The 23803-nt window shown below is 71.4% G+C and carries 26 protein-coding genes and 2 tRNA genes; 21 read left to right on the top strand and 7 right to left on the bottom strand.

Features of this window, described 5'->3' with window-relative positions; translation table 11 throughout:
* Both ACQ5SO_RS01735 and ACQ5SO_RS01730 read right to left on the bottom strand, forming a co-directional pair.
* Window positions 1-726 (bottom strand): pyridoxamine 5'-phosphate oxidase family protein (locus tag ACQ5SO_RS01735; protein ID WP_430939840.1); only part of this gene is annotated, 726 nt, incomplete at its 3' end.
* Between the two features lie 26 nt (window positions 727-752).
* Window positions 753-1217, bottom strand: coding sequence for a DUF1348 family protein (locus tag ACQ5SO_RS01730; protein WP_430939839.1), 465 nt, complete (start codon window positions 1215-1217; stop codon window positions 753-755).
* A 224-nt stretch (window positions 1218-1441) separates the two neighbouring features.
* Between ACQ5SO_RS01730 and ACQ5SO_RS01725 the strand changes: the two genes are divergently transcribed.
* Both ACQ5SO_RS01725 and ACQ5SO_RS01720 read left to right on the top strand, forming a co-directional pair.
* Window positions 1442-2017, top strand: coding sequence for a TetR/AcrR family transcriptional regulator (locus tag ACQ5SO_RS01725; protein WP_430939838.1), 576 nt, complete (start codon window positions 1442-1444; stop codon window positions 2015-2017).
* A 124-nt stretch (window positions 2018-2141) separates the two neighbouring features.
* Window positions 2142-2621 carry a DUF411 domain-containing protein gene (locus ACQ5SO_RS01720; protein ID WP_430939837.1) on the top strand — a complete coding sequence of 160 codons (480 nt, stop codon included), beginning with the start codon at window positions 2142-2144 and terminating at the stop codon, window positions 2619-2621.
* Window positions 2622-2628: 7 nt separating this feature from the next.
* Here the strand turns inward: ACQ5SO_RS01720 and ACQ5SO_RS01715 are convergent, their stop codons facing one another.
* Window positions 2629-3543: a LysR family transcriptional regulator gene (locus ACQ5SO_RS01715; protein ID WP_430939836.1), complete on the bottom strand. Its 915-nt coding sequence runs from the start codon at window positions 3541-3543 to the stop codon at window positions 2629-2631.
* Between the two features lie 110 nt (window positions 3544-3653).
* On the opposite strand from ACQ5SO_RS01715, the gene ACQ5SO_RS01710 reads away from it, so the two are divergent.
* The 12 genes from ACQ5SO_RS01710 to ACQ5SO_RS01655 all read left to right on the top strand — a co-directional run bounded on the left by ACQ5SO_RS01710 (window position 3654) and on the right by ACQ5SO_RS01655 (window position 14634).
* Entirely contained in the window at window positions 3654-4460 is an 807-nt protein-coding gene (locus tag ACQ5SO_RS01710) for an isochorismatase family cysteine hydrolase (protein ID WP_430939835.1), read from the top strand.
* A 32-nt stretch (window positions 4461-4492) separates the two neighbouring features.
* Window positions 4493-5545 carry an ABC transporter substrate-binding protein gene (locus ACQ5SO_RS01705; RefSeq protein ID WP_430939834.1) on the top strand — a complete coding sequence of 351 codons (1053 nt, stop codon included), beginning with the start codon at window positions 4493-4495 and terminating at the stop codon, window positions 5543-5545.
* A 3-nt stretch (window positions 5546-5548) separates the two neighbouring features.
* The gene (locus ACQ5SO_RS01700) at window positions 5549-6340 is read left to right on the top strand and encodes an SDR family NAD(P)-dependent oxidoreductase (RefSeq protein ID WP_430939833.1); all 792 of its coding nucleotides are present in this window, start codon (window positions 5549-5551) and stop codon (window positions 6338-6340) included.
* 35 nt (window positions 6341-6375) lie between these two features.
* Window positions 6376-7827 carry an allantoinase AllB gene (gene allB, locus ACQ5SO_RS01695; protein WP_430939832.1) on the top strand — a complete coding sequence of 484 codons (1452 nt, stop codon included), beginning with the start codon at window positions 6376-6378 and terminating at the stop codon, window positions 7825-7827.
* The gene (locus tag ACQ5SO_RS01690; protein WP_430939831.1) at window positions 7824-8708 is read left to right on the top strand and encodes an ABC transporter ATP-binding protein; all 885 of its coding nucleotides are present in this window, start codon (window positions 7824-7826) and stop codon (window positions 8706-8708) included. The genes allB and ACQ5SO_RS01690 overlap by 4 nt, the downstream gene beginning before the upstream one ends.
* Window positions 8705-9463 carry an ABC transporter permease gene (locus tag ACQ5SO_RS01685; RefSeq protein ID WP_430939830.1) on the top strand — a complete coding sequence of 253 codons (759 nt, stop codon included), beginning with the start codon at window positions 8705-8707 and terminating at the stop codon, window positions 9461-9463. The genes ACQ5SO_RS01690 and ACQ5SO_RS01685 overlap by 4 nt, the downstream gene beginning before the upstream one ends.
* 40 nt (window positions 9464-9503) lie before the next feature.
* Window positions 9504-10511: an ABC transporter substrate-binding protein gene (locus tag ACQ5SO_RS01680; RefSeq protein ID WP_430939829.1), complete on the top strand. Its 1008-nt coding sequence runs from the start codon at window positions 9504-9506 to the stop codon at window positions 10509-10511.
* 80 nt (window positions 10512-10591) lie between these two features.
* Window positions 10592-12091 carry an amidohydrolase family protein gene (locus ACQ5SO_RS01675; RefSeq protein WP_430939828.1) on the top strand — a complete coding sequence of 500 codons (1500 nt, stop codon included), beginning with the start codon at window positions 10592-10594 and terminating at the stop codon, window positions 12089-12091.
* Window positions 12091-13200: a ring-opening amidohydrolase gene (locus tag ACQ5SO_RS01670; protein ID WP_430939827.1), complete on the top strand. Its 1110-nt coding sequence runs from the start codon at window positions 12091-12093 to the stop codon at window positions 13198-13200. Before ACQ5SO_RS01675 ends, ACQ5SO_RS01670 begins: the two co-directional genes overlap by 1 nt.
* A complete protein-coding gene (locus ACQ5SO_RS01665) occupies window positions 13197-13610 on the top strand; it encodes a DUF3830 family protein (protein ID WP_430939826.1) in 414 nt (137 codons plus the stop codon). Before ACQ5SO_RS01670 ends, ACQ5SO_RS01665 begins: the two co-directional genes overlap by 4 nt.
* Window positions 13610-14188 (top strand): TIGR00730 family Rossman fold protein, encoded by a 579-nt coding sequence (locus ACQ5SO_RS01660; protein WP_430939825.1) that lies wholly within the window; start codon window positions 13610-13612, stop codon window positions 14186-14188. The genes ACQ5SO_RS01665 and ACQ5SO_RS01660 overlap by 1 nt, the downstream gene beginning before the upstream one ends.
* A 44-nt stretch (window positions 14189-14232) precedes the next feature.
* Window positions 14233-14634, top strand: coding sequence for an NUDIX hydrolase (locus ACQ5SO_RS01655; RefSeq protein WP_430939824.1), 402 nt, complete (start codon window positions 14233-14235; stop codon window positions 14632-14634).
* Window positions 14635-14644: 10 nt separating this feature from the next.
* On the opposite strand, the gene ACQ5SO_RS01650 is transcribed toward ACQ5SO_RS01655, so the two are convergent.
* Complete coding sequence (locus tag ACQ5SO_RS01650; RefSeq protein ID WP_430939823.1) at window positions 14645-15091, bottom strand: PACE efflux transporter; 447 nt, start codon at window positions 15089-15091, stop codon at window positions 14645-14647.
* 122 nt (window positions 15092-15213) lie between these two features.
* Here ACQ5SO_RS01650 and ACQ5SO_RS01645 point away from each other — a divergent pair, with 122 nt between their 5' ends.
* Window positions 15214-16107, top strand: a complete 894-nt coding sequence (locus ACQ5SO_RS01645) for a LysR family transcriptional regulator (protein ID WP_430939822.1) — start codon at window positions 15214-15216, stop codon at window positions 16105-16107.
* Between the two features lie 66 nt (window positions 16108-16173).
* Window positions 16174-17205 (top strand): trans-3-hydroxy-L-proline dehydratase, encoded by a 1032-nt coding sequence (locus ACQ5SO_RS01640; RefSeq protein WP_430939821.1) that lies wholly within the window; start codon window positions 16174-16176, stop codon window positions 17203-17205.
* Between the two features lie 54 nt (window positions 17206-17259).
* Here the strand turns inward: ACQ5SO_RS01640 and ACQ5SO_RS01635 are convergent.
* Both ACQ5SO_RS01635 and ACQ5SO_RS01630 read right to left on the bottom strand, forming a co-directional pair.
* Window positions 17260-17334 (bottom strand) — tRNA-Gln (locus ACQ5SO_RS01635).
* An 81-nt stretch (window positions 17335-17415) separates the two neighbouring features.
* The gene (locus ACQ5SO_RS01630) at window positions 17416-17946 is read right to left on the bottom strand and encodes a hypothetical protein (RefSeq protein ID WP_430939820.1); all 531 of its coding nucleotides are present in this window, start codon (window positions 17944-17946) and stop codon (window positions 17416-17418) included.
* Window positions 17947-18316: 370 nt separating this feature from the next.
* Here ACQ5SO_RS01630 and ACQ5SO_RS01625 point away from each other — a divergent pair.
* The 4 genes from ACQ5SO_RS01625 (at window position 18317) to ACQ5SO_RS01610 (ending at window position 21979) form a co-directional block, all read left to right on the top strand.
* Window positions 18317-18393, top strand: a tRNA-Pro gene (locus tag ACQ5SO_RS01625).
* 319 nt (window positions 18394-18712) lie between these two features.
* On the top strand, window positions 18713-19726 hold the full coding sequence (locus tag ACQ5SO_RS01620; protein WP_430939819.1) for a C4-dicarboxylate TRAP transporter substrate-binding protein: 1014 nt from the start codon (window positions 18713-18715) through the stop codon (window positions 19724-19726).
* 241 nt (window positions 19727-19967) lie between these two features.
* Window positions 19968-20594 (top strand): TRAP transporter small permease subunit, encoded by a 627-nt coding sequence (locus tag ACQ5SO_RS01615; protein ID WP_430939818.1) that lies wholly within the window; start codon window positions 19968-19970, stop codon window positions 20592-20594.
* The gene (locus ACQ5SO_RS01610) at window positions 20594-21979 is read left to right on the top strand and encodes a TRAP transporter large permease (protein WP_430939817.1); all 1386 of its coding nucleotides are present in this window, start codon (window positions 20594-20596) and stop codon (window positions 21977-21979) included. The genes ACQ5SO_RS01615 and ACQ5SO_RS01610 overlap by 1 nt, the downstream gene beginning before the upstream one ends.
* Here ACQ5SO_RS01610 and ACQ5SO_RS01605 read toward each other — a convergent pair.
* Complete coding sequence (locus ACQ5SO_RS01605) at window positions 21947-22315, bottom strand: hypothetical protein (RefSeq protein WP_430939816.1); 369 nt, start codon at window positions 22313-22315, stop codon at window positions 21947-21949. The genes ACQ5SO_RS01610 and ACQ5SO_RS01605 overlap by 33 nt on opposite strands.
* Before the next feature lie 187 nt (window positions 22316-22502).
* Between ACQ5SO_RS01605 and ACQ5SO_RS01600 the strand changes: the two genes are divergently transcribed.
* Window positions 22503-23798, top strand: coding sequence for an adenylosuccinate synthase (locus ACQ5SO_RS01600; RefSeq protein WP_430939815.1), 1296 nt, complete (start codon window positions 22503-22505; stop codon window positions 23796-23798).
* Window positions 23799-23803: the final 5 nt, after the last annotated feature.

The raw sequence follows: 23803 nt of genomic DNA, 5'->3' as shown, positions 1-23803 counted from the left end.
TTTTGTTTTTTTTTTTTGGGGGGGGGGGGGGGGGGGAGGGGGGGGGGGGGGGTTGGGTCCACCCCCCCCCCCCCCGGGTTTTTCTCTCCGCCCCCCCCCCCCCCCCCCCCCCGCGCCCATGGCGCGACGCAGGCGCGCGTTCTCGGCCTCGAGCGCCTCGATCCGGGATTGCTGGGCCAGGAGCGGCGTCTCGATCTCCTCCAGCGTGAAGCGCCGGGGGATGTGCGCGGGACAGTTCCAGTCAAAGCCCGCCACGCGGATGGTCACCACCCGCTCCACCCGCGCGGTCGCGGGGGCGAGGGCGGCGCGCAGCTCCGGCGCCTCCTCGGCGTCCTGCGCCGCCGCCCAGCCGAACATCTTCAGGCGGCGGCGATTGGGGTAGTCCATGAAGAACAGCGCCACCCGGCTTTCCTGCGCCAGGTTCCCGGCGCTGATATGCTGGCGATTGCCGCGCAGGTCGGCATAGGCCAGCGTGCGCTCGTCGATGATGTGCACGAAGCCCGGCGCCCCGCCGCGGAACTGGACATAGGGCCAGCCCGCGGCGTTCACCGTCGCCTGGTAGAACCCGTCGCGGGCGGTGATGAAGGCCGCCTCGGCCGGGCCGAGCGCCGCGTCTTCGGGCGTCTCGGGCGCAAGGAACGGGGCGTAGATCGCCTCCGAGCCCTTGCGGGCCTGGAGGGCGCGGACCTCCTGGGTGAAGGCGATGCGGTTATAGGCGCGGGCCATGGCGGGGTCTCCTTGGTCGGCGGGGGTCAGAGGCCGAGGGCGCTGAGGCCGGGGTGGTCGTCCGGGCGCCGGCCCAGCGGCCAGCGCATCAGGCGGTCGGCTTCCGCGATCGGGTGTTCGTTGATCGAGGCGTGGCGCTCGGCCATCAGGCCGTCTTCGTCGAAGTCCCAGTTCTCGTTGCCGTGGGCGCGGAACCAGAAGCCGCCGTCGTCGCGGTACTCGTAGGCGAAGCGCACGGCGATGCGCGGGCCCTCGAAGGCCCAGACTTCCTTGACCAGGCGGTAGTCGAGCTCCCGCGCCCATTTGCGCGCCAGGAACGCCTCGACCTCGGCGCGGCCGCGCAGGAACTCGGCCCGGTTCCGCCAGCGCGTGTCAGGGCTGTAGGCGAGGGCGACGCGGGCGGGGTCTCGGCTGTTCCAGCCGTCCTCGGCGGCGCGCGCCTTCTGCGCGGCGGTGGTTGCGTCGAACGGGGGAAGGGGCGGACGGGTCATCGGGGGCTCCGGCGTCTTGGGAACGGAGTGAACCGATCTGTTCACTCTTGCCGCCCATAAGTGGACAGATCGGTACACACCGTCAAGCCCCAATCCCCGACCCGTGATCGGGGCGTGCGCCGCGCCGCGGCCATCACGCTGGAAACATGGGGATTTCACTCGCGACGCTTGCCCCGGAGGCCCCGGTGCAATACGTACAGATCAGTCAACAAACGGAGCGAATCATGCGGCCGACCAAGCGCGACGAGCTGGTGCGCAAGGCGCTGGAGATCTTCTACCGCGAGGGGTTCCATGCCGCGGGCATGGACCTGCTGGCGAAGGAGAGCGGGATCTCCAAGACCTCGATGTACAAGCACTTCCGCACCAAGGAGGAGCTGATCCTCGCCGTCCTGCGGCTGCGGGACGAAGACTTCCGCAACTGGATGTTCCGGCGGATGGAGGCGCTGGCGGACAGCCCGCGCGGGCGGCTGCTGGCGATGTTCGACGCGCTGGGCGAATGGTTCGCGCAGCCGGGCTTCCGCAGCTGCATGTTCATCAAGGCGAGCTCGGAATACCCCGAGGCGGACCACCCGATCCACGTGCAGTCGGCCGAGCACAAGCGGCTGCTGTTCGCCGAGCTGTCGCGCATCGCCGCGGCGGCGGGGGCGGCGGACCCGGCGAAGCTGGCGCGGGCGCTGCTGATCCTCAAGGAAGGCGCCATTGTCACCGCGCATCTCGGCCATACCGAGGACCCCGCCGCGGACGCGAAGGCGGTGGCGGAAACCCTGCTGGCCGACGCCCTGCGCGAACCTGCGGGCTGAGGCGCGGCGGTCGCGCGCCCCGGCGCGGCCCCCGGCGCGGCCCGGCGTCGCGACGGGCTTGACCTTCCCCCCGGGGGACCCTTCATCCTGCGTGACCCGACGCTAGAAGGAAGGCCCCCCGCGCATGACCCACTCCCGCCGCATGTTCCTCGGCGCCGCCGGCGCCGCGCTGGCCCTGCCCGCCCTGCCGACCGCCCTCCGCGCCGCCGCGCCCTCCGGCCCCGCGATCCACGTTATGAAGGACCCCGGCTGCGGCTGCTGCTCGGCCTGGGTGGACATCCTGCGCGCCGCGGGATTCGACGTGACCGAGGAGCGGATGGCCAACGGCTTGCTGGTGCGCCGGAAGGTGGAGCTCGGCCTGCCGCAGGCGGCGATGTCCTGCCACACCGCGCTGATCGACGGCTACGTGATCGAGGGGCACGTCCCCGTCGGCGACATCCTCCGCCTGCTCGAAGAGCGCCCCGACGCCATCGGCCTGTCGACCCCCGGGATGCCCTACGGCTCCCCCGGCATGGGCCCGGAGGACGAGCGCGAGGCCTATGACGTGGTGCTGATCGGCAAGGACGGCGGCCTGACCCGCTGGGCCCACTACCCGGCCGCCTGATCCCCCCTCAGACCGCATCCAGCGCGTAGCGGCGGCTGAGCGCGCCGGTCAGCTGCTCGGCGAAGCGCGAGGCGGCGACGGGCAGCGTGCGCCCCGGTTTCTGCCCGAGGAACAGCGCCCCCGGCGGCACGTCGCGTTCGTCGATCCGGCGGGCGGCCAGCCCCGCCGCCTCCTGCGCGCGCGGGGCGCCGATGCCGATCTGGAAGGTCACCGCCCGAGTCGCCGCGACATGGGCCTTGAGGTATTCGAAGGAATTGCTCTCGAGGCTCGGCGCCCGGGCGAAGGTCTTGCCGTACAGCGCCCGGTCCACCATCCGCCGCCCGCCGAAGCCGCGCACCGGCAGGGCCAGCGGGAAGGCGCAGCAGTCGCGCAGCCGCACCTCCGGCTGCGCCGCCAACGGGTGATCGGCGGCCATCACCGCCGTCAGCCGCTGCGGCGCGGTCAGCAGCACCTCGAAATCCGGCGCCCCCTCCCCGTCGAACACCAGCGCAAGGTCCACCGCGTAGCTTTCCAGCGCGCGGGCGGCCTCGCCATGCTCCAGCACCGAGACGTCGAAGGTCACGGAGGGGAACGCCTCGAGATATTCGGCGATCTGCGCGGGCAGGAAATAGGGCGAGAGCGCCTGGCTGCACCCCACCGCGACATGGCCGCGGCGCACGCCCGAGAGGTCCGCGATCCGTGATTTCAGCCGCGCGTCATCGGCCAGCATCGCGCGCACGTGCTGGATCACCAGCTCCCCCGCCGCGTTCAGGCGCACCCCGCGGCTGGACCGCTCGAAGATCTCGTAGCCCAGTTCCTCCTCGTAGCCCTGCAGGCGGCGCTGCACGGCCGAGGGGGTCTGCGCGACCATCTCGGCCGCCGCGCGGATCGATCCGGTGCGGGCGATGGCGTCGACGATGCGGAAGGTGGCGAGGTGCTTCATGCGCGCCATCCTGCCCGCGCGTTGCGTTTTGAGCAACGCCTTGCCGCAAATTCAGCAGACGACAGCAACGCGCCCCGCCCCCATGCTGCATCGCGAAGGAGACGGTTGCGATGCGAGACGATCCCCAGCCCCCCACCGACGCCCACCGCTGGACGCGCGACCGCTGGTCCCGCGACGGCGATGCGCTGAGCCTGCTGCGCAGCCGCCCCGCCCCCTGCCCGGTGCGCTTCGACGCGGCGCCCGAGCCGGTGATCGCGGACCTGTCGCGCGCCGCCTTCGTCATCATCGACATGCAGAACGACTTCCTGTCGCCCGAGGGCTGGTTCGCCACCGCCCGCGGCGCCGACCCCGCGCCGCTGGCCGCGCCGATCGCCGCCATCAACGCGCTCGCCCCCGCCTTCCGCGCCCTCGGGGCGCCGGTGATCCACGTGAACTGGGGCGTGCGCGCGGATGGCGCCGACCTGCCGGCCAACGTGCTGGACAAGGGCTCGGACTGCGGCGCGCGGCCGGGCTACACGGACCGGATCGCCTCGGGGCGGGTGCTGGTGGACGGGGCGTGGGGCGCGGCCTCGGACCCGCGGATCGGGACCGACCCGCGCGACATCCATGTCTCGAAGACCCGCCTCTCGGGGTTCCGCAACAGCCCGCTCGACCAGGTGCTGCGGCGGCTCGGCGTCGACACGCTGTTCTACGCGGGGGTGAACCTCGACCGCTGCGTGTTCGCGACGCTGATGGACGGCTGCTTCGAAGGCTACGACGCGGTGCTGGTGGAAGACGCCTGCGCCACCGTCTCGCCGCCCGGGGTGGCGGCCTCGATCCACTACCTCGTGCGGCTGCTCTACGGCTCGACCGCCCATTCGGACGCGCTGCTGCCCGCGCTTCAGGCCGCCGCGCCCGCGTCTTCCCCCGCCCCGTGACCCACCCCAGACCCGCGACAGGAGAGACCCCCATGACCATGAACCGACGTGATTTCGGCCGCCTCGCCCTCGGCGCCGGCGCCGCGACCCTCGCCGCGCCCACGCTGTTCACGCCCGCGCTCGCCTCGGGCAAGACGAAGCTGAAGATGGTGCTCAACTGGCGCTACCAGGGCCCGCAGAGCTGGTTCTTCCTGGCGCAGGACAACGGCTATTTCGACCAGGCCGGGATCGAGATGGAGATCGACCAGGGCAACGGCTCGGGCGCCGCGGTGGGCCATGTCGCGGGCGGCGCCTATGACGTGGGCTTCGGCGACGTCAACGCGCTGATCCGCCTGGCGGGCACGAAGCCCGAGGAGGCCCCCGTCTGCGTCTACCAGATGTACAACAAGCCGCCCTTCACCGTGGCGGTGCTGTCCAAGTCCGACATCATGGATGCGAAGGGTCTCGAGGGCCGCAAGCTCGGCGGCGCGGCCAATGACGGGGCGCTCAAGCTCTGGCCCGCCTTCACCAGGGTCGCCGGGATCGACGATTCCGGGGTCGAGATCCTGAACTTCAAATCCAGCTTGCGCGAACAGATGCTGAAGGGCGAGCAGGTCGAGGGCGTGTTCGGCTACGTCAACACCATCCGCTTCTCGGCCAAGCTGTCGGGGATGGACCCGGACACGGAGATCCGGTTCATCAACTACGGCGATTACGGGATGGACCTTTATTCCAACGGCATGATCGTGCCGGACGCGATGGCGGCCGAGAACCCCGAGATGGTCAAGGGCATGGTCTGGGCCATCAACGAGGGCGTGAAGGACACGCTCAAGGACCTCGACGCCGCGGTGGAAGCGGTCGCGAAACGCGAGCCGCTGATCAACAAGGCGGTGGAGAAGGAGCGCCTGGTCGCCACGCTCCAGGACGAGATGAACCACCCCGAGCTGGCGCAGACCGGCCTCGGCGCCGTGGACCCGGAGCGGTTCGCCAAGTCCATCGACATCGTGGTCAAGGCCAACGACCTGCCCCGCACCCCGGCGGCGGACGAGATCTACACCGACGCCTTCCTGCCCCCGGCGGATGAGCGCGTCTACAAGCTGCTCTGACCCATGGATCTCGGACTGAAAGGCAAGCTGGCCGTCGTCACCGGACCCGCCAAGGGGATGGGAGCGGCGGTCACGCTGGGGTTCGCGCGCGAGGGGGCGGACCTCGTGCTCCTCGGGCGCGATGTGGACGCCATCGGCCCGGTGGCCGCACAGGCCCGCGCGATGGGCGTCGCGGCGGAGGTGATCCGCTGCGACGTCACCGACGAGGGCGCCTGCGCCGCCGCCGCCGAGGCCGCGCTGGCCCGGTTCGGGCGCGTCGACATCCTGGTGAACGTCGCCGGCGGCACCGGCCCCATCGGCAAGACGGGGCTGGAGACGACGGCGGAGGAGTTCGACGAGATCGTGCACCTCAACATGCGCGGGCCGTTCAACACCATCCGCGCCTTCGCCCCGGCCATGGTCGCGGGCGGGGGCGGCAAGATCGTCAACGTGGGCGGCACCTTCGGGATGCGCGGCCGGGCGATGCGCCTCTCGTACTCCTCCTCGAAATGGGGCCTGCGCGGCCTGACCAAGAGCTTCGCGCTCGAGCTCGGGCCCTCGAACATCAACGTCAACCTGGTCGCCCCCGGCATGGTCGACGGCCCGCGGTTCCGCGAGAAGGTCGTCCCCCAGGTGGCCGCCCAGTACGGCATCTCGGAAGACGAGGCCGCCGCGCGCCACGCCTCGGACTACGCCCTCGGGCGGGTCAGCACGGATGAGGACGTGGCCGCCGCCTGCCTCTTCCTCGCCTCGGACCGCGCCCGGCAGATCACAGGCGTCGACCTGCCCGTCGACGGCGGATGGGCCGCGCTGTGACGCGCGCCGCGAACCAGAACATCGGAGGAAACCCCATGGACCTCATCCTCAAGGGCGGCTGGATCGTCAACGAGAACGGGCGCGAACGCGCCGACATCGCCATCGCGGGCGAGACCGTCGCCGCCATCGCCGCCCCCGGCGCCCTCGACGACCTCTCCGCCGCCGAAACCGTGGACGTGACCGGCCTGCACCTGGTCCCCGGCGCCATCGACATGCATGTCCATTTCCGCGAGCCCGGCTACACCCACAAGGAGGACTGGGAGACCGGCACCCGCGCCGCCGCCATGGGCGGCGTGACCACGGTGTTCGAGATGCCCAACACCCATCCCCCGACCCGGTCCGTGAAAGAACTGCGCCAGAAGCAGGACTGCGCGAAGAAGGCCTGCGTCGATTTCGGCATCTACGGGCTGATGGCCGAGGACAACGTGGACGAGCTCGAGGCCCTCGCCGCCGCCGGGGCCAACGCGTTCAAGTGCTTCATGGGGAACACCTTCGGCAACCTGCCCTCGCCCTCGACCGGCGCGATGCTGGAAGGGTTCGAGATCGCGGCGAAGACCGGCCTGCGCGTGTCGCTCCATGCCGAGACCGCGTCGATCATGGCCTGGCGGCAGGCGAAACTCGAAGCCGCGGGGCTGGACGAGCCGCTGCACCACATCGCCGCCCGCCCCGAGATCGTCGCCATCGAGGCCGTCGCCCGCGCCGCCGCCCTCGCGGAATGGACCGGGGCGCGGATCCACGTGTTGCACATCTCCAGCGCCGGAGAGCTGCGCCCGCTGGCCGAGGCCAAGGCGCGGGGCGTGGACGTGACCGGAGAGACCTGCCCCTGCTACCTGTTCCTGTCGACCGAGGATTACCCCCGCCTCGGCAGCGTCATCCGGGTGAACCCGCCGGTGCGCGAGCCGAAGGACGCGGCGGGGATCTGGGACGCGCTGATGTCCGGCGTGGTCGACATGATCGCCACCGACCACGCCCCCCACACCCCCGAGGAGAAGCGCAATCCGCGCATCTGGGACGCCGATTGCGGCTTCCCGGGGGTCGAGACGCAGATGCCGCTGATGCTGACCGAGGTCGCCGCGGGGCGGATGACGCTGGAACACTACGTAAAGATCTCCTCGGCCAACCCCGCCCGCGCCTTCGGCATGTGGCCGATGAAGGGGCGCATCGCCGTCGGGGCCCATGCCGACATCGCCTGCCTCGACCTTGCGCGGCGCGAGGTGATCGCGGCCGAGCGCCTGCATTCACGCGGCAAGATCACCCCGTTCGAGGGGCGCGAGACCGTGGGCGCCCCCATCCACACCCTGGTGCGCGGCGCCTTCGTGCAGCGGGATCGGAAGATGGTCGAGGGCATGGCCGGCCATGGCCGCCAGGTCACCGACATCCAGAGGATGCCCGCCCCCGCCCCGCGCAACGAAGACCAGTCGCTGGCCGCGATCCTCTCGGGCGCGGCGGGGACGGCGGCGGCCCCCAAGGCGGAGGACGCGGCATGAAGCCGGACCGTTTCGTCGAATTCGAACAGGTCGGCGTCACCTTCGGGCGCGGCGACGCGCGGACCGAGGCGCTGGTTCCCACGTCCCTGACCATCTCGAAGGGCGAATTCCTCGCGCTCGTCGGCCCCTCGGGCTGCGGCAAGTCCACCATCCTCAAGCTGGTCTCGGAACTGCTCGCCCCCTCCACCGGCCATATCTTCTTCGGCGGGCGGGAGCTGGGCGCCGAGCCGGTGCGCGTCGGGATGGCGTTCCAGTCGGCCTCGCTGCTGCCCTGGATGACGGTGCGCGAGAACGTGATGCTGCCGCTGAAGATCGTGCAGCCCTTCAAGCGCGACTGGCGGGCCAAGCGGCGCACCGAGTTCCGCGAGCGCGCCGACGCGCTGCTCGAACAGGTCGGGCTGATCGACTTCGCCGACAAGTCGCCCTGGCAGCTTTCGGGCGGGATGCAGCAGCGCGCCAACCTGTGCCGGGCGCTGATCCATGACCCGGATCTCCTGCTCCTCGACGAGCCCTTCGGCGCCCTCGACCAGTTCACGCGCGAGGAGCTGTGGCAGACCATGCAGGACCTCTGGCTCGACCGCAAACCCACCGTGCTGCTGGTCACGCATGACCTGCGCGAGGCGGCCTATCTCGCCTCCCGCATCTGCGTGATGAGCCCGCGGCCGGGGCGGATCATCGAGGACCGGGCGGTGGACTTCCCCCGTCCCCGGCCCATCGAGGTCGGCTTCACCCCCGCTTTCACCACCCTGGTGCAGGAACTGCGCGGGCTGATCGTCCACGCCCCCGCCGCCCCCCGCGCGGCGGCGCCCGCCGCCCTGCCGCGGGACGACGCCGCCCCGGACGCCTCCGCCCCCTCGGACAGCGGAAAGGACGCCGCATGAGCCCGCTTCAGCAACGCCTCGCCTCCACCGGCCTGATCATCGGCGTCTTCGTGTTCTGGGAGCTGTTCTGCCTCGTCGCGGGCATTTCCGAGCTGATCCTGCCCCGGCCCAGCCGCATCGCCGCGGCCTTCATCGAATACGCCCCGGCGATCTGGCCGCACGCCTGGCAGACCCTCTACACCACCATGGTGGGGTTCTTCTTCGGGGTGATCATCGGCCTCGCGCTCGGGGTGCTGATCGGGTCCTCCAAGCTCGCCTACGACACCTGCTACCCGCTGCTGGTGGGGATCTCCTCGATCCCCAAGGTCGCGGTGGTGCCGATCTTCGTGCTGTGGTTCGGGGCCGGAACCGTGCCCGCGATCCTGACGGCGATGATCATCTGCATCTTCCCCATCGTGGTGAACGTCGCCACCGGCATCGCCACGGTGGAGCCCGAGCTGGAAGATGTCATGCGCTCGCTGAAAGCCTCCCGCTGGGAGACGCTGCGCAATGTCGGCCTGCCGCGCTCGGCCCCCTATTTCTTCGCCTCGCTCAAGGTCGCCGTGACGCTGTCCTTCGTCGGCTCGGTGATCGCCGAGACGGTCGCCTCCAACAAGGGGGTCGGCAACATGATGATGATCGCCTCCTCCTCCTTCAACGTGCCGCTCGTGTTCGCCGGGCTGATGATCCTCGCCGTGCTCGGCGTCGCCCTCTACGCGATCTTCGCGCTGCTGGAGCGGCGCCTCGCCGGCTGGGCGATGCGCAAGACCGCCTGATCCCCATTCCCCACCCGTGACCTCAAGGAGACCCCAGACCATGAGAAGACTGATCGCAGCCGCGCTGTCCGCGCTTGTTCTCAGCGGCCCCGCCGCGGCCGAGGACCTGTCCATCCGCTTCACCCTCGACTGGAAGCTTCAGGGCATCCATTCGTGGTTCTACCTCGCCAAGCAGAAGGGGTATTTCGCCGCCGAGGGGCTGGACGTGACCATCGACCAGGGCGAGGGCTCGGCCGCCACCGTCACCCGGATCATGACCGGCGCCTATGACGCGGGCTTCGGCGACATGAACGCCATCGTGCAGAACGCCGCCGTGCGCCCGGACGAGGCGCCGGTGATGGTCTACCAGATCTACAACCAGCCGCCCTTCTCGATCCTCGCGAAATCCTCCAGCAAGGTGACCGGGCCGACGGACCTCGCGGGCCTCAAGGTCGGGGCGCCGCCGGGATCGGCGGTGACGAAACTGTTCTCCGCGCTCGCCGCCGCCTCGGGTCTCGACATGGCATCGGTCGAGATCATCCACGTGAAGCCCAACATCCAGGAGCAGATGCTGATCCAGGACAACGTGGACGCGAGCCTGGTGTTCAACGTCACCTCGTACCTGAACATCCTCGGGCTCGGCATGAACCCGGACGAGGATTTCCGCTTCATCGGCTATGGCGAGAGCGGGCTCGACATCTACTCCAACGGGGTCATGGTCTCGCGCAAGCTCTATACCGAGCATCCCGAGGCGGTGGCCGGCCTCGTGCGCGCCATCAACAAGGCGGTGATGGAGGTGATCGCCGATCCCGCCATCGGCGCCGCGGCGGTGAAGGCGGTGGAGCCGCTGATCAATGAAGGGCTCGAGGAAAAGCGCCTCGACTTCGCGCTGGCCTACCTGATCCGCTCGCCCGAGACCGAGGCGCTGGGCGTCGGCGCGGTGGACATGGACCGGCTCGCGCGCACCATCGGCGTGATCCAGGGCATCTACGGGTTCGAGACCGCGCCGGATGCGGCGACGATCTTCACGCCCGAATTCCTGCCGCCGCTGGACGAGCGCAAGCTCTGACGGCCGCCTCGGGCGCGGCGCCGACCTTCCCTCCGGCGCCGCGCCCCTTTTCGCCTTTTCGACCGACGTCAGGATCCTTGATGCACGCCGACGCCTCCCCCGCCGCCCCCGCACGTGCCGCCCATTTCGAGATCGCCGCCGACGCCGCCCTGCTGGGGCCGGGCTACGCGGCCTCCGGCCCCGTGCGGGTGGCGGTCGAGGGCGGGCGGATCGCCGCCATCGCCCCCGCCCCCGGCGCCGCCCCCACCGGCCGCCTGCTGATCCCGGCGCTGGCCGATGCGCATAACCACGCGCGCCCCCTGCCGCCGACCTCGTTCGGGGGCGGCGCAAGGCCGCTGGAGACCTGGCTGCCGCGGCTGGCGCTGATGCCCTCGGTCGACCCTTACCTCGCCGCAGCCGCCGCCTTCACCCGCACGCTGGAGGGCGGCGCCACGGCGGCCATGGTCCACGTGGTGCGGCCCATGGGCCTGGCGCCCATCGCCGAGGAAGCCCGCGCCATCGCCCGCGCCGCCCACGATGTCGGCATCTCCATCGGCCTCGCCATCGGCATGCGCGACCGCAACCCGCTGGTCTATGGCCATTCGGGCGGCGAAGGCCCCGCCGCCCTCGCCGCCCTGCCGCCGGACCAGCGCGCGCTGGCCGAGGCGACGTGGCTCGGGCCGCTCGCCCCCATCGAAGCGCAGCTGGCCGCGGTCGACGAGGCCGCCGCGGCGGTCGAGGGCATGCCGGGTCATTGCGACGTGCAATACGGGCCGAACGGGGTGCAGTGGTGCTCGGACGCGCTCTTGGGCGCGGTGGCCGAGGCGTCGGCCCGCACCGGGCGGCGGGTCCACATGCATCTCCTGGAAACGAAGCCCCAGCGCGACTGGGCCGATGCGGCGTATCCGGGCCCCGGCGGCATGGTCGCGCGGCTTGGGGCGCTCGGGCTGCTCTCGGACCGGCTGACGCTGGCGCATTGCGTATGGGCGCGGGAGGACGAACTGGCCGCCATCGCCGCCTCGGGCGCGCGGATCGCGGTCAACGTGTCGTCGAACCTGCACCTCTATTCCGGGATCGCCCCGGTCCCGGCGATGCTGGCGGCGGGGGTTCCGGTGGCGATGGGCCTCGACGGCTGCGCGCTGGACGAGGACGACGACGGGCTGCGCGAGCTGCGCCTGTTCCACCTGCTGAACCACGGGCGAGGCTTCGACGATGCGGGCCTCTCGCCCGAAACCGCCCTCAAGGCCGCCTGCGCCACCGGCCGCGCCGGGCTGGGCCTGCCGCCGGGCGGAGAGATTTCCGTCGGCGCCCCCGCCGACCTGCTGGCGCTGGACCTGCCCGCGCTCGACCGCGACGGGCTGGTCGCGGTGGACCCGCGGGACCTGCTCATGGCCCGCGCCACGCGCACGCTGATCCGCGAAGCATGGTCCGGCGGGCGCCAGGTGATCGCCGGGGGCCGCGCCACGGGGGTGGACGGAGGCGCCCTCCATGCCGATCTGCGCGCCGCCTATCGCGCCGCCCTCCCGGCCAAGGCGCCGCTCTACGACATCTGGCCGGCGGTCGAGGCCTGCCTGGCCGATCACTACAAGGGATGCTGCTGATGACCCGCCGCGCCGCCGTGCACCGCCTGCCCATGTCCGGCCCCGACGACGTCTCGGCCATCGCCGCGCTGATCGCGCGCGGCGCGCTCCGCCCCGGCGGCATCCGCGCCATCCTCGGCAAGACCGAGGGCAATGGCTGCGTCAACGATTTCACCCGCGGCTTCGCGGTCCAGAGCCTGTGCGCCATGCTCGGCCGCCACGTGACCGGCGATGCGCTGGCGCGGATCCCGATGGTGATGTCGGGGGGGACCGAGGGCGGGCTCTCGCCCCACTGGATCGTGCTGGAGGAGCGGGAGGACGAGGTTCCCGCCCCCTCCGGCCCCGCCCCCTCCGAACCCGCATTGGCCTTCGCCAGCGTGGTGACGCGCGACCTGCACCCCTCCGAAATCGGCCGCCGCGCGCAGGGCGATCTGGTGCGCGAGGCCGTCCTCTCGGCCATGGCGGCGGCGGGGATCGACGATCCGGCGGATGTCCATTTCGTGCAGATCAAGTGCCCGCTGCTCACCGCCGGGCGCGCCGCGGCGGCAGGGGGGGACGTCGCCACCGACTCGATGCTCAAATCCATGGGCCTCTCGCGCGGGGCCTCCGCCCTCGGGGTGGCGCTGGCGCTGGGCGAGATCGCGGAGTTCGCCGACGCCGACGTGGGCAAGTCCCTCGACCTCTGGTCCTCCCGCGCCTCCTGCTCGGCGGGGATCGAGCTGATGGGCTGCGAGGTGGTCGTGCTCGGCCTCTCGCCCCTCTGGTCCGGCCCCTTGCGCATCGGGCACGAGGTGATGCAGGACGCCATCGACGCGCCCGCCATCGCGCGCCTTCTGGGCCGCGCCGCCCCCGGCGCGCCGCTCCAGGGCGCCGGGGACCGGGCCGTCGCGCTGCTCTGCAAGGCCGAGGCGTCCGCCTCGGGCCTCATCCGCGGCGCGCGCCACACCATGCTGGAAGACAGCGACATCTCCTCCACCCGCCATGCCCGCGGCTTCGTCGGCGGCATGATCGCGGGGCTGACCGGCCTGACCGAGCTCTTCGTCTCGGGCGGGGCCGAGCACCAGGGGCCCGACGGCGGCGGCCCCGCGGCGCTGATCTACGACACCGCCGCAAAAGGACCGACCGAATGACCAAGCTGATCGTGCGTGCAGGCGAGTTCACCTTCGACGCCGTGCTCGAGGAAGAGGCCGCGCCCGAGACCTGCGCCGCCTTCAAGAAGATCCTGCCCTGGAAGGCGCAGATCGTGCATGTCCGCTGGTCGGGCGAGGGCGTGTGGATCCCCCTCGGCGACCGCGATTTCGGGGTGGGGTACGAGAACCACACCTCCTACCCCGCGCCCGGGCAGATCATCCTCTATCCCGGCGGCATCTCCGAGACCGAGATCCTGCTGGCTTACGGCGGCATCAACTTCGCCTCGAAGATGGGGCAGCTGGCGGGGAACCACTTCATCACCCTCACCTCGGGGACCGAGAACCTGATGACGCTCGGCAATTCCGTGCTGTGGAAGGGCGCCCACGACATCTCGTTCGAGCTGGCCTGATGGCGGCGCAGATCCGGCGCATCGCGGTCTATTGCGGCTCCAACACCGGGCGGGGGGCGGCCTATATGGACGCCGCCCGCGCCCTCGGGGCCGAGATGGCCGCGCGGGGCATGGAGCTTGTCTATGGCGGGACGCACAAGGGGCTGATGGGCGCCGTCGCCGACGGCTGCCTCGCCGCCGGGGGCCGCGCGCATGGGGTGATCACCGAGCGGCTGGCCGCGAAGGGCCACACGCATGAGGGGCTGTCGGAGGTCGAGGTCCTGCCGAGCATGTCCGCCCGCAAGGCGCGGATGATCGCGCTGGCGGACGCCTTCATCGCCCTGCCCGGCGGCATCGGCACGCTCGAGGAATTCATGGAGGTCTGGACGCTCAACCAGCTGGGGGAGCTTGGCCGCCCCGCGGGGCTGTTCGACGCAGAAGGCTATTTCCAGCCCTTCATGGGCTTCATAGACCACATGATCGCGGAAGGGTTCCTGCCGCCCGCCCATCGCGGCGCCATCGTGGTGGCGGGCGAGGCGGGGGCGCTGCTCGACGGCCTCGCGGCGCATGAGCCGGTGGTCGTGCCGAAATGGATGTGACGCGGATTGATGCGACCCGGGCGCGAACCGGGCAAGGAGACGGAATGGGCAAGCTGATCGACAAGGTCGGGCTGGCGCTGGTGCGGGACGGGAAGGTGCTCCTCGCCCGCTCCCGCGGGGATGCGTTCTTCCAGATCCCCGGCGGCAAGGTCGAAGCCTCGGACGCCGATGACGTCGCCGCCCTGGTGCGGGAGATCCGCGAGGAACTGGGCGTCGAGGTCGACCCCGCCTCCGCCCACCTCCTCGGCCTGTTCTCGGCCGAGGCGGCGGGCAAGCCGGGGGTGGTCGTGCAGGTGAAGCTCTACCGCGCCGCCATCGCCGGCGACCCCGCCCCCTGCGCCGAGATCGAGGAGCTGCTGTGGCATCCCCTCTCGGAAGACCTCTCGGCCGGGACCGACACCGTGCGCCTCAAGATCATCCCTTACCTGCGCGGCGCCGCGGGCTGAGGGCGCGCCCTCAGGCCGCCGCCGCCCCGCCGCCCACCGGGAACGCGCGGTCATAGGCGAGCGTGTAGGCCCAGGTCCAGCAGACCACGAAGGTGGTCACCACCACGTCCGCCGCCAGCGCCTCGGCCACGCCGATGCCGAGCCAGAACACGTAGAGCGGCAGCGAGGTCAGGGTCAGCGTCACCTCGAACCCCACCGCGTGCACGATCCGCCCGAGATGCGAGCGGTCGCTCGCCACCCGGCCCCGGCGGGCGTCGATCCGGTCGAAGGCCCAGTTGTAGAGCAGGCTCATCACCAGCGCCTTGCCGCAGAGCGCGAGGCCCAGCAGCCCGATCTCCTCCGGCGGCTTGTCGAACACAAGCGAGCCGGCGGGGATCATCATCGCCAGCAGGGTCGCCTCGAACATCGCCGCATAGCGCAGCCGATCCCATCCCGACCTGAGTTTCACCGCAGCCATAACGCCCTCCTGTCCTGCGGCCCGCCTGTCTTCGGGCCCTCGCGTCTTCGTTGCGGCTTGCTTCTATCGGATTCTCCCGGCATTCAAAGCTGAGTTCCATCTGGAAAACAGATAGGTCTGCCATGCCCTCGCCCGAGACCCTCCAGGCCTTCGCCCTCGCGGCCGAGCTCGGCTCCTTCTCCGCCGCCGCAAGGCGCATGGGCAAAGCGCAGTCCGCCGTGTCCACCGCCATCGCCAATCTCGAGATCGACCTCGGGCTGACCCTGTTCGACCGCAGCGCCCGCAACCCGGTGCTGACCGCCGAGGGCCGCGCCATGCTCCCCCACGCGCGCGGCATTCTTCTCGGAACGCGCGAGATGCTGGCCAAGGCGGGCTCGATGGCCGAGGGGGTGGAGGACCGGCTCGGCCTCGCGCTCGAGCAGGGCGTCGCCATGGGGCCGGTGATGGAGGCGCTGGACCGCTTCGCCGCCGCCTTCCCATCCGTCTCGCTCGAATTCCACGCCACCGGCCCGAACGACGCCGGAACGCTGCTGAAGGAGGGGCGGGCGGATCTCGGGCTGATGATCGAGCAGGAGGGCTACCCGGCGGGCTTCCAATTCCGCGGCATCGGCCACGCGGCGGTGCGGCGGGTCTGCGCGCCCGGGCACCCGCTGGCGGCCGTGGAGCGTCCCGGCTATGGCGACCTGCGCGCCCATCGCCAGATCGCCCTGCGCAGCCGCTATGGCGGCCCGCGGGACGAGGCGGGCAAGAGCGCGAGCACCTGGCATGCCGAGAGCCCGGCGATGATCGCGTCCCTCGTGGAACGCGGCCTCGGCTGGGCCGAGCTGCCCGCCCCCGCGGTGGCGCAGGCGCTGGCCGAGGGGCGGCTCAAGCGCCTCGACTGCGCCTTCCAGCAGGGGGATGAGCTGCGCGGCGTGGACCTCGTGTGGACCGAGCGCCGGGCGCTCGGCCAGGCCGGGCAATGGCTGCGCGACCGGCTGCTGGCCGTCCCGGCTGAGGCCTGGCGCGAGGGCTGAGCGCGGCGCTTGCCAGCCGGGCGGATGATGGCGTTCAGTCAGGCGACCCACCGCGCCGGAGGCCCCATGCGCTCGACGAAGATCATCCACACCGTGTCCGCCCATGCCGAGGGCGAGGTCGGCGACGTGATCGTCGGCGGCGTCGCCCCGCCGCCGGGCGACACGCTCTGGGACCAACGCGCCTGGATCGCGCGGGACGAGGCCCTGCGCAACTTCATGCTCAACGAGCCGCGCGGCGGCGTGTTCCGGCATGTGAACCTGCTGGTGCCGCCGAAGAATCCGCGCGCCGCCATGGGCTTCATCATCATGGAGCCGGAGGACACGCCGCCCATGTCCGGCTCCAATTCCATCTGCGTCTCCACCGTGCTGCTCGATGCCGGGATCATCCCGATGCAGGAGCCGGTGACGGAGATGATCCTCGAGGCGCCCGGCGGGCTGATCCACGTCCGCGCGGAGTGCGAGAACGGCAAGGCGCGGCGGATCGTGGTCGAAAACCTGCCCGCCTTCGCCGCCCGCCTCTCGGTCCCGCTTGAGGTCGCGGGGCTGGGCGCGCTGACCGTCGACATGGCCTGGGGCGGCGACAGTTTCGTGGTGGTGGACCCGGGCGCGCTGGGGCTGGAGCTCGCCCCCGCAAACGCCCGCGCGCTGGCGGAGCTCGGCGTGCGCATCACCGACGCCGCCAACGCCGCCTACCCGTTCGAGCACCCGGAGCGGCCGGACTGGCGCCACCATTCCTTCTGCCTCTTCGCCGGGCCGGTGCGGCGCGAGGGCGCCGCGCTGCACGCGCAGTCGGTGGTGTCGATCCAGCCGGGCAAGCTCGACCGGTCGCCCACCGGGACGGCGGTGTCGGCGCGCATGGCGCTGCTGCATGCGCGCGGGGAGATGTCGGTGGGGGAGCGGCTTCTGGCGACCTCGATCATCGGCTCGCGCTTCGAAGGGGTGCTGCTGGGCGAGACGGAGGTGGGCGGGCGCCCCGCGATCCGCCCGCAGATCGCCGGGCGGGGCTGGGTGACGGGGACGCATCAGCACATGCTGGACCCGGACGATCCCTGGCCCGGCGGCTATCGCGTCGGCGACACGTGGCCGATGAAGGGCTGACGCCCGGGGCCGATGAGGGGACGAGCGCGCGAGATGCCGAAATGTTCGGGAAAATGGCTGGGGCGGCAGGATTCGAACCTGCGAATGCCGGTACCAAAAACCGGTGCCTTACCGCTTGGCGACGCCCCAACGCGGCGCGGACCATAAGCGGGGCGCGCCGCCGCCGCAAGCCCTCCTGAACGCCCGGAACCGCCATCGCGCGCGGCGGGCTCAGCCCTCGGGCGCGTGACCCGCATCCCGGCCCAAGCCGCGCGGCGGAAACGCCCCGTCCAGCGCCCGCGACCAGTCCGCGAAGCCGGGCGAGACCTTCATGCACAGGATCGGGCGCCGGCCGCCCACACACATCAACCGATGCACCGCGACCTTGCCGATCCGCCGCTTCAGGGCGGCGAAGATCCGCGCCTGCTCGGGGAAGGCGATGGTCTCCATATCCTCCGGCCCGCCCTCCGGCCCCTCATATCGCGCCACCTCGGCGATCAGGGCCAGCGACATCACCCGAAGCTCCAGCCCGTCTTCGCCATTGCTCCGATCGCGGGAGAGCTGCAGCGTGACCCCGCCATGCCCCATCTCCGCGTGGACCGGGCGCCGCGCGCGCATCAGCGCCTTCCCGTCCAGCCAGACGTCCGGCGCGAAGGACAAGGGCAGGTCCGCCGGGCGCAGCTTGAGGGTGTCGAGACGCGGGTCACCGGCGAACAGCCCCTCAAGCGGCGCCTCGCGCAGCCGCCAGTCGAGGGGCGGCATTCGCCGATGCGCGACTCGATCCGCCAGGCGCGCACCGGGTATTTCGCGGCGGTCTCCTCGAGGGCCGCCGAAAGCTCCTCCGGCGCCAGGCCGAACTGGAAGCTTCGGGTGCGGGCGGTCAGCCGGTTTCCCGGCGGAAGCAAGGGCCCGTCCGACACCGCCTGCGGCTGCATTTGCGCCCTCCCGATCCCGTTTCAGCGGCCACTCCGGCATGGCGCGGGACCGCCCGCAAGACGGCCCGACCGCGGGCGCGCAGGGGGCGCGAAGAAATGCGCAAATCCCCTCTTGCGCCCCCCTTGGCCCGCCGCTATACCCCGCCTCGCAGCGCAGACATCCCGATGCGTCCCCGGACGCGGCGCTGCAAATCGGTCGGAGCGTAGCTCAGCCTGGTAGAGCGCTGTCTTCGGGAGGCAGAAGTCGGAGGTTCGAATCCTCTCGCTCCGACCACCTTCACCTTGCCAGGGGTGAGACATGAAAAGGCGACGCCCCCGGGCGTCGCCTTTTTCGCATTCCGGCCCGTCCCCCGCACCCGCGCCCTCCCCCCTGCCCGCCCCGCCCGCCCTGCGGAACGAGGGACCGCGCAACACGCAAAAGCCCTTGGCGCCGCCGGAGCAGACGCTAGGGTTGCAGCACGCAGGGAGGATCGTCCCCGCGCCGGCGCCGGGAGGGCGCGGGGGCGCGGCGGGCGTCTGCGGCACACGCAGCAAGCAGGACGCGCCGTCGCGGGCATACCGCCGCGGCCGGCGCGCAAACGGGAGAAATTCGCATGAACCGCATGCCCATCCGCGCGGCCGTCCTGGCCGCCGCCGTCGCCTCGTTCGCCGGGGCCGAGGCCTACGCCGTCGAATGGAACGTGTCCGTCTGGGGCAAGCGCCGCGCCTTCACCGAGCATGTCGAGAAGCTGGGCGAGCTGCTGGCCGCCAAGACCAATGGCGAGTTCACGCTCAACATCTCCTATGGCGGGCTGTCGAACAGCCGCGAGAACCTCGACGGCATCTCCATCGGCGCCTTCGAGATGGCGCAGTTCTGCGCCGGCTATCACCGCGACAAGAACCCCTCGATCACCGTGCTGGAACTGCCGTTCCTCGGGGTGAACACCCTCGAGGAAGAGGTCGCCGTGTCCCACGCCGTCTACGCCCACCCGGCGGTGGCCGCGGATCTCGCGCGCTGGAACGCCAAGCTGCTGATGACCTCGCCCATGCCGCAGTACAACGTGGCGGGCGTCGGCGACGCGCCGACCGGGCTCAGCAGCTTCGAGGGCATGCGCATCCGCGCCACCGGCGGCCTCGGCGAAGCGTTCCGCACCGTCGGCGCGACCCCGACCTCGGTGACCGCCTCGGAATCCTACACCGCGCTGGAATCGGGCGTGGTCGACGCGGTGGCCTTCGCCCAGCACGCGCATTTCGCCTATGGCACCATCGACATCGCCAAGTGGTGGACCGGCAACCTGAACCCCGGCACCGTGAACTGCCCGGTCGTGGTGAACACCGACGCCTACGCGGCGCTGTCGCCCGAGCACAAGGCCGCGCTCGACGGCTCGCTGGACGAGGCGATGGACCACTACCTGGCCACCTACGGCAAGGTGTTCGACAAGTGGGAGTCGGTGCTGGCCGAGAAGGGCGTGCAGAAGGTGATGTTCGACGCCGAGCAGATCGCGGCGTTCAAGGCCAAGGCCGCCGACCCGATCCGCGAGCAGTGGATCGCCGACATGACCGCGCAGGGCCTTCCGGCGCAGGAGCTCTATGACCTGACGCAGAAGGTCCTGGCCGACATGAACTGAGCCTGCGGGCGGGGCGGCGGGCGCCGCCCGTCCCCCGCCCCGCCCCGCCCGCGCGGGGGGCGCGCCCGGCCCCGGCCCGGCGCCCCCCCGCGCGGGCGGCTTTCGTTTCACCGCCGGCGGCGCCGGCCCGCCGTCCCCGCCCCCGGCCCTGCCGGGCGCGCCGGGCGCAGCCCCCCGCCGCCGCACGCCCGCCCGGACGCCCCCCCGGCCCGGGCGCCCCACCACACCAGGGAGAGGCCGCATGTCCGCCAGCTCCGTGCGCGAGGACGGCTCGGCCGTCAGCCGCGCCGACGTCGCCCTGCACCATCTCGAACGGCTGCTGAACCTGCTCGGCGGGCTCACGATCCTCGGGATGATGCTGCTCTCGGTCGCCCATATCCTCGGGCGAAAGCTCTTCGACACGCCGGTGTCGGGCTATATCGACTGGATGACCCAGCTGGTGCCCGCCGTCGCCTTCCTCGGGCTGGCCTACACCCAGCGCCTCGGGGGCCATATCCGCATGGACATCCTGGTCGGGCGCCTCGCGGGGCGCGGCCTGTGGGTCGCGGAATTCGTCGGCACGCTGTTGATGATGCTGATCGCGGGCGTGCTGGTCTTCGGCACCTGGGACCATGCCGGCCGCGCCATCCAGCTCGGCGATTCCACCACCGACATCCACCTGCCGACGGCGCCCGCCAAGGTGCTGATCAGCGTGATGCTCGCCCTGTTCTGCATCCGCTGCCTGCTGCAGCTCTGGGCCTATGCGCGCGCCATCGGCTCGGGCGAGACCGAGCCCGCGGCGGCGCCGATGATCGAGGACGCGGCCACCCAGGCGCGGAACGAGGCGGAGACCGTCTCGGGCCTCGAAGACGAGAAGGAGGCCCGTTGATGGAGACCATCGACACCGCGATGCTGCTGGCCGGGCTGCTGCTGGCGCTCGTCTTCCTCGGCGTCCGGGTGGCCTTCGCCACCGCGCTGATCGGCTTCACCGGCCTGTTCCTGTTCTTCGCCTTCGACAAGAACCTCGGGGTGGAGAAGGGCTTCACCGTGGCCATGAAGATGGCCGGGCAGGTGCCGCATTCGAAGACGGCGAGCCACGTGCTCGGGCTGATCCCCACCTTCATCCTGATCGGGTACCTGGCCTATTTCGCCGGGCTGACCAAGGCGCTGTTCGAGGCGGCCAAGCGCTGGGTCGGCTGGCTGCCGGGGGGCCTCGGGGTCGCCACCGTCTTCGCCACCGCGGGCTTCGCCGCCGTCTCCGGCGCCTCGGTCGCCACCTCGGCCGTGTTCGCGCGCATCGCGATCCCCGAGATGCTCAAGCTCGGCTATGACAAGCGCTTCGCGGCGGGCGTGGTGGCGGCGGGCGGCACGCTGGCCTCGCTGATCCCGCCTTCGGCGATCCTCGTGATCTACGCGATCATCACCGAAAGCTCGGTCGGGCAGCTCCTGATGGCGGGCTTCCTGCCGGGCGCGGTGTCCGCGCTGATCTATGGCGGGCTGGTGATCGGCCTCGCCAAGATGCGCCCGTCCCTCGGCCCGCCGGTGCGCGGATTCACGTGGAAGCAGCGCCTCGAGGTGCTGCCGGGCGCGCTGCCCATCGCCTTCGTGGTCGCGATCATCGTGTTCTGCATCTATTTCGGCTGGGGCACCCCGACCGAGGCGGGCGCGCTGGGGGCCTTCGTGGTCCTGCTGATGGCGATCTGGCGCGGGATGCGCTGGAAGGACCTGTCGGGCGCGCTGATGGAGAGCGCCAAACTCACCGTCATGATCTTCACCATGATCTGGGGCGTGCTGATCTTCGTGCGATACCTTGGTTTCGCCAAGCTGCCGCAGCATTTCGCCGAGTGGATCAGCGGCCTGGACCAGCCGGCGATGATGACGCTGATGCTGATCCTGCTGGCCTACGTGGTGCTGGGCATGTTCATGGACGCGATCGGGATGCTGATCCTGACGCTGCCGGTGACCTTCCCCGCCGTGATCGCGCTCAATGGCGGCGCGGGGGTGTCGGCGGCGGATTCGGCGCTCGGCATGTCCGGCGCGGAATGCGCGGTGTGGTTCGGGATCATCGTGGTGAAGATGGCCGAGCTGTGTTTGATCACGCCGCCCATCGGGCTGAACTGCTTCGTGGTGGCGGGCGTGCGCCCCGACATCTCGGCGCAGGACGTGTTCCGGGGGGCCTCGCCCTTCTTCGTCGCCGACGTGGCGACGGTGGGCGTGCTGATCGCCTTCCCGGACATCGTGCTATGGCTGCCGCGGCTCGTCCTCGCGGGCTGAGGCGACGCGCTGCTTGCGGCGGGGGGGCGCGTCCTCCCCGCCGGCCCTCTCCTCGCCCGGTCTGGCGCCAAGGCGCATGACCAGGGCCGAGGCGAAGCCCGAGAGGGCGAAGACCATGGCCCCCGCCGCCATCGCCTCGTGCGGGGACTGGAACACGGCGGCGAGGGCATGGGCGTCGCCCTGCCCGGCGGCCGCGGCGGCGACGCTTTCCCCTGCATCCTTCTGAAGCGCCAGCGCGATGCCGATCCCGGCGACGGCGTTGGCGGCTACCACGCCCGCGGCGACCACGGCCACGGCGCGCGCATGTCTGCTCTGGATCGCCCTACGCTCGGCCATCGTCATCCTACCTGGACAGGAAAGCGGGAATCGTTTCGCGCGTTAAAGTGTACCGCCAAAACGTCGCAGCGTCGAAATGGTTTCAAGCGCCGCAGGGGCCGGAATCCGCCGCGGCGGCCCTGTCCAAGCCCCGCGGCCTCTGCTAAACGGGGCGCCGTCGCAGGATAAGGCGGTAGGAGACATCTTCATGGCCAACGTCGCGGTTGTCGGCGCCCAGTGGGGCGACGAAGGCAAAGGCAAGCTGGTTGACTGGCTCTCGGAGCGCGCGGACGTGATCGTGCGCTTCCAGGGCGGGCACAATGCCGGGCACACGCTGGTCGTGGACGGCGAGGTCTACAAGCTCTCGCTGCTGCCCTCGGGCATCGTGCGCAAGGGCAAGCGGTCGATCATCGGCAACGGCGTGGTCCTGGACCCCTGGGCCCTGGTCGCCGAGATCGAGAAGCTCTCGAAGCAGGGCGTGGTCGCCACCCCCGAGACGCTCGGCATCGCCGAGAACACGCCGCTGATCCTGCCGGTGCACCGGGACCTCGACCAGATGCGCGAGGCCGCCGCGGGCAAGGCCAAGATCGGCACCACCGGCCGCGGCATCGGCCCGGCCTACGAGGACAAGGTCGGCCGCCGCGCCATCCGCGTCGCCGACCTCGCCGACCCGGCGACGCTGGAGACGCGCATCGACCGGCTGCTCGCCCATCACGACGCCCTGCGCAAGGGCCTCGGGGCCGAGCCCGTCGACCGCGCCGCGCTGAAGGCCGAGCTGGAGGCGATCGCGCCGCAGATCCTGCCCTTCGCCTGCGCGGCGTGGAAGGAGATGTCGGAGCACATCAAGGCCGGCAAGCGGGTGCTGTTCGAGGGCGCGCAGGGCGCGCTGCTGGACGTCGATTTCGGCACCTACCCCTATGTCACCTCCTCCAACACCATGGCCGGCATGGCGAGCCCCGGCGCCGGCATCGGCCCGAACGGCATCGACTACGTGCTGGGCATCGTGAAGGCGTATACGACGCGCGTCGGCGAAGGCCCCTTCCCCACGGAACTGGACGACGCCGTCGGCCAGCGGCTGGGCGAGCGCGGGCACGAGTTCGGCACCGTCACCGGGCGCAAGCGCCGCTGCGGCTGGTTCGACGCGGCCCTGGTGCGCCAGACCTGCACCCAGGGCGGCGTCTCGGGCATCGCGCTGACCAAGCTCGACGTCCTCGACGGGTTCGAGGAGCTGAAGATCTGCACCGGCTACATGCTCGACGGGAAGGAGATCGACCACCTCCCCATCGCCTCCGAGCAGCAGCGCCGCGTGGAGCCGATCTACGAGACCATGCCCGGCTGGTCGGATTCGACCGAGGGCGCGCGCTCCTGGGCCGACCTGCCCGCCGCCGCGGTCAAGTACGTGCGCCGCGTCGAGGAGCTGATCGGCTGCCCGGTGGCGATCCTCTCCACCAGCCCCGAGCGCGAGGACACCATCCTCGTCACCGACCCCTTCGCGGGCCGCTGAGGGGG

Source organism: Rhodovulum sp. DZ06 (assembly GCF_050586345.1).
Taxonomy (GTDB): domain Bacteria; phylum Pseudomonadota; class Alphaproteobacteria; order Rhodobacterales; family Rhodobacteraceae; genus JBOCEF01.
The sequence above is the reverse complement of the archived record's forward strand: the minus strand, read 5'-3'. Positions and strand labels throughout refer to the sequence as shown.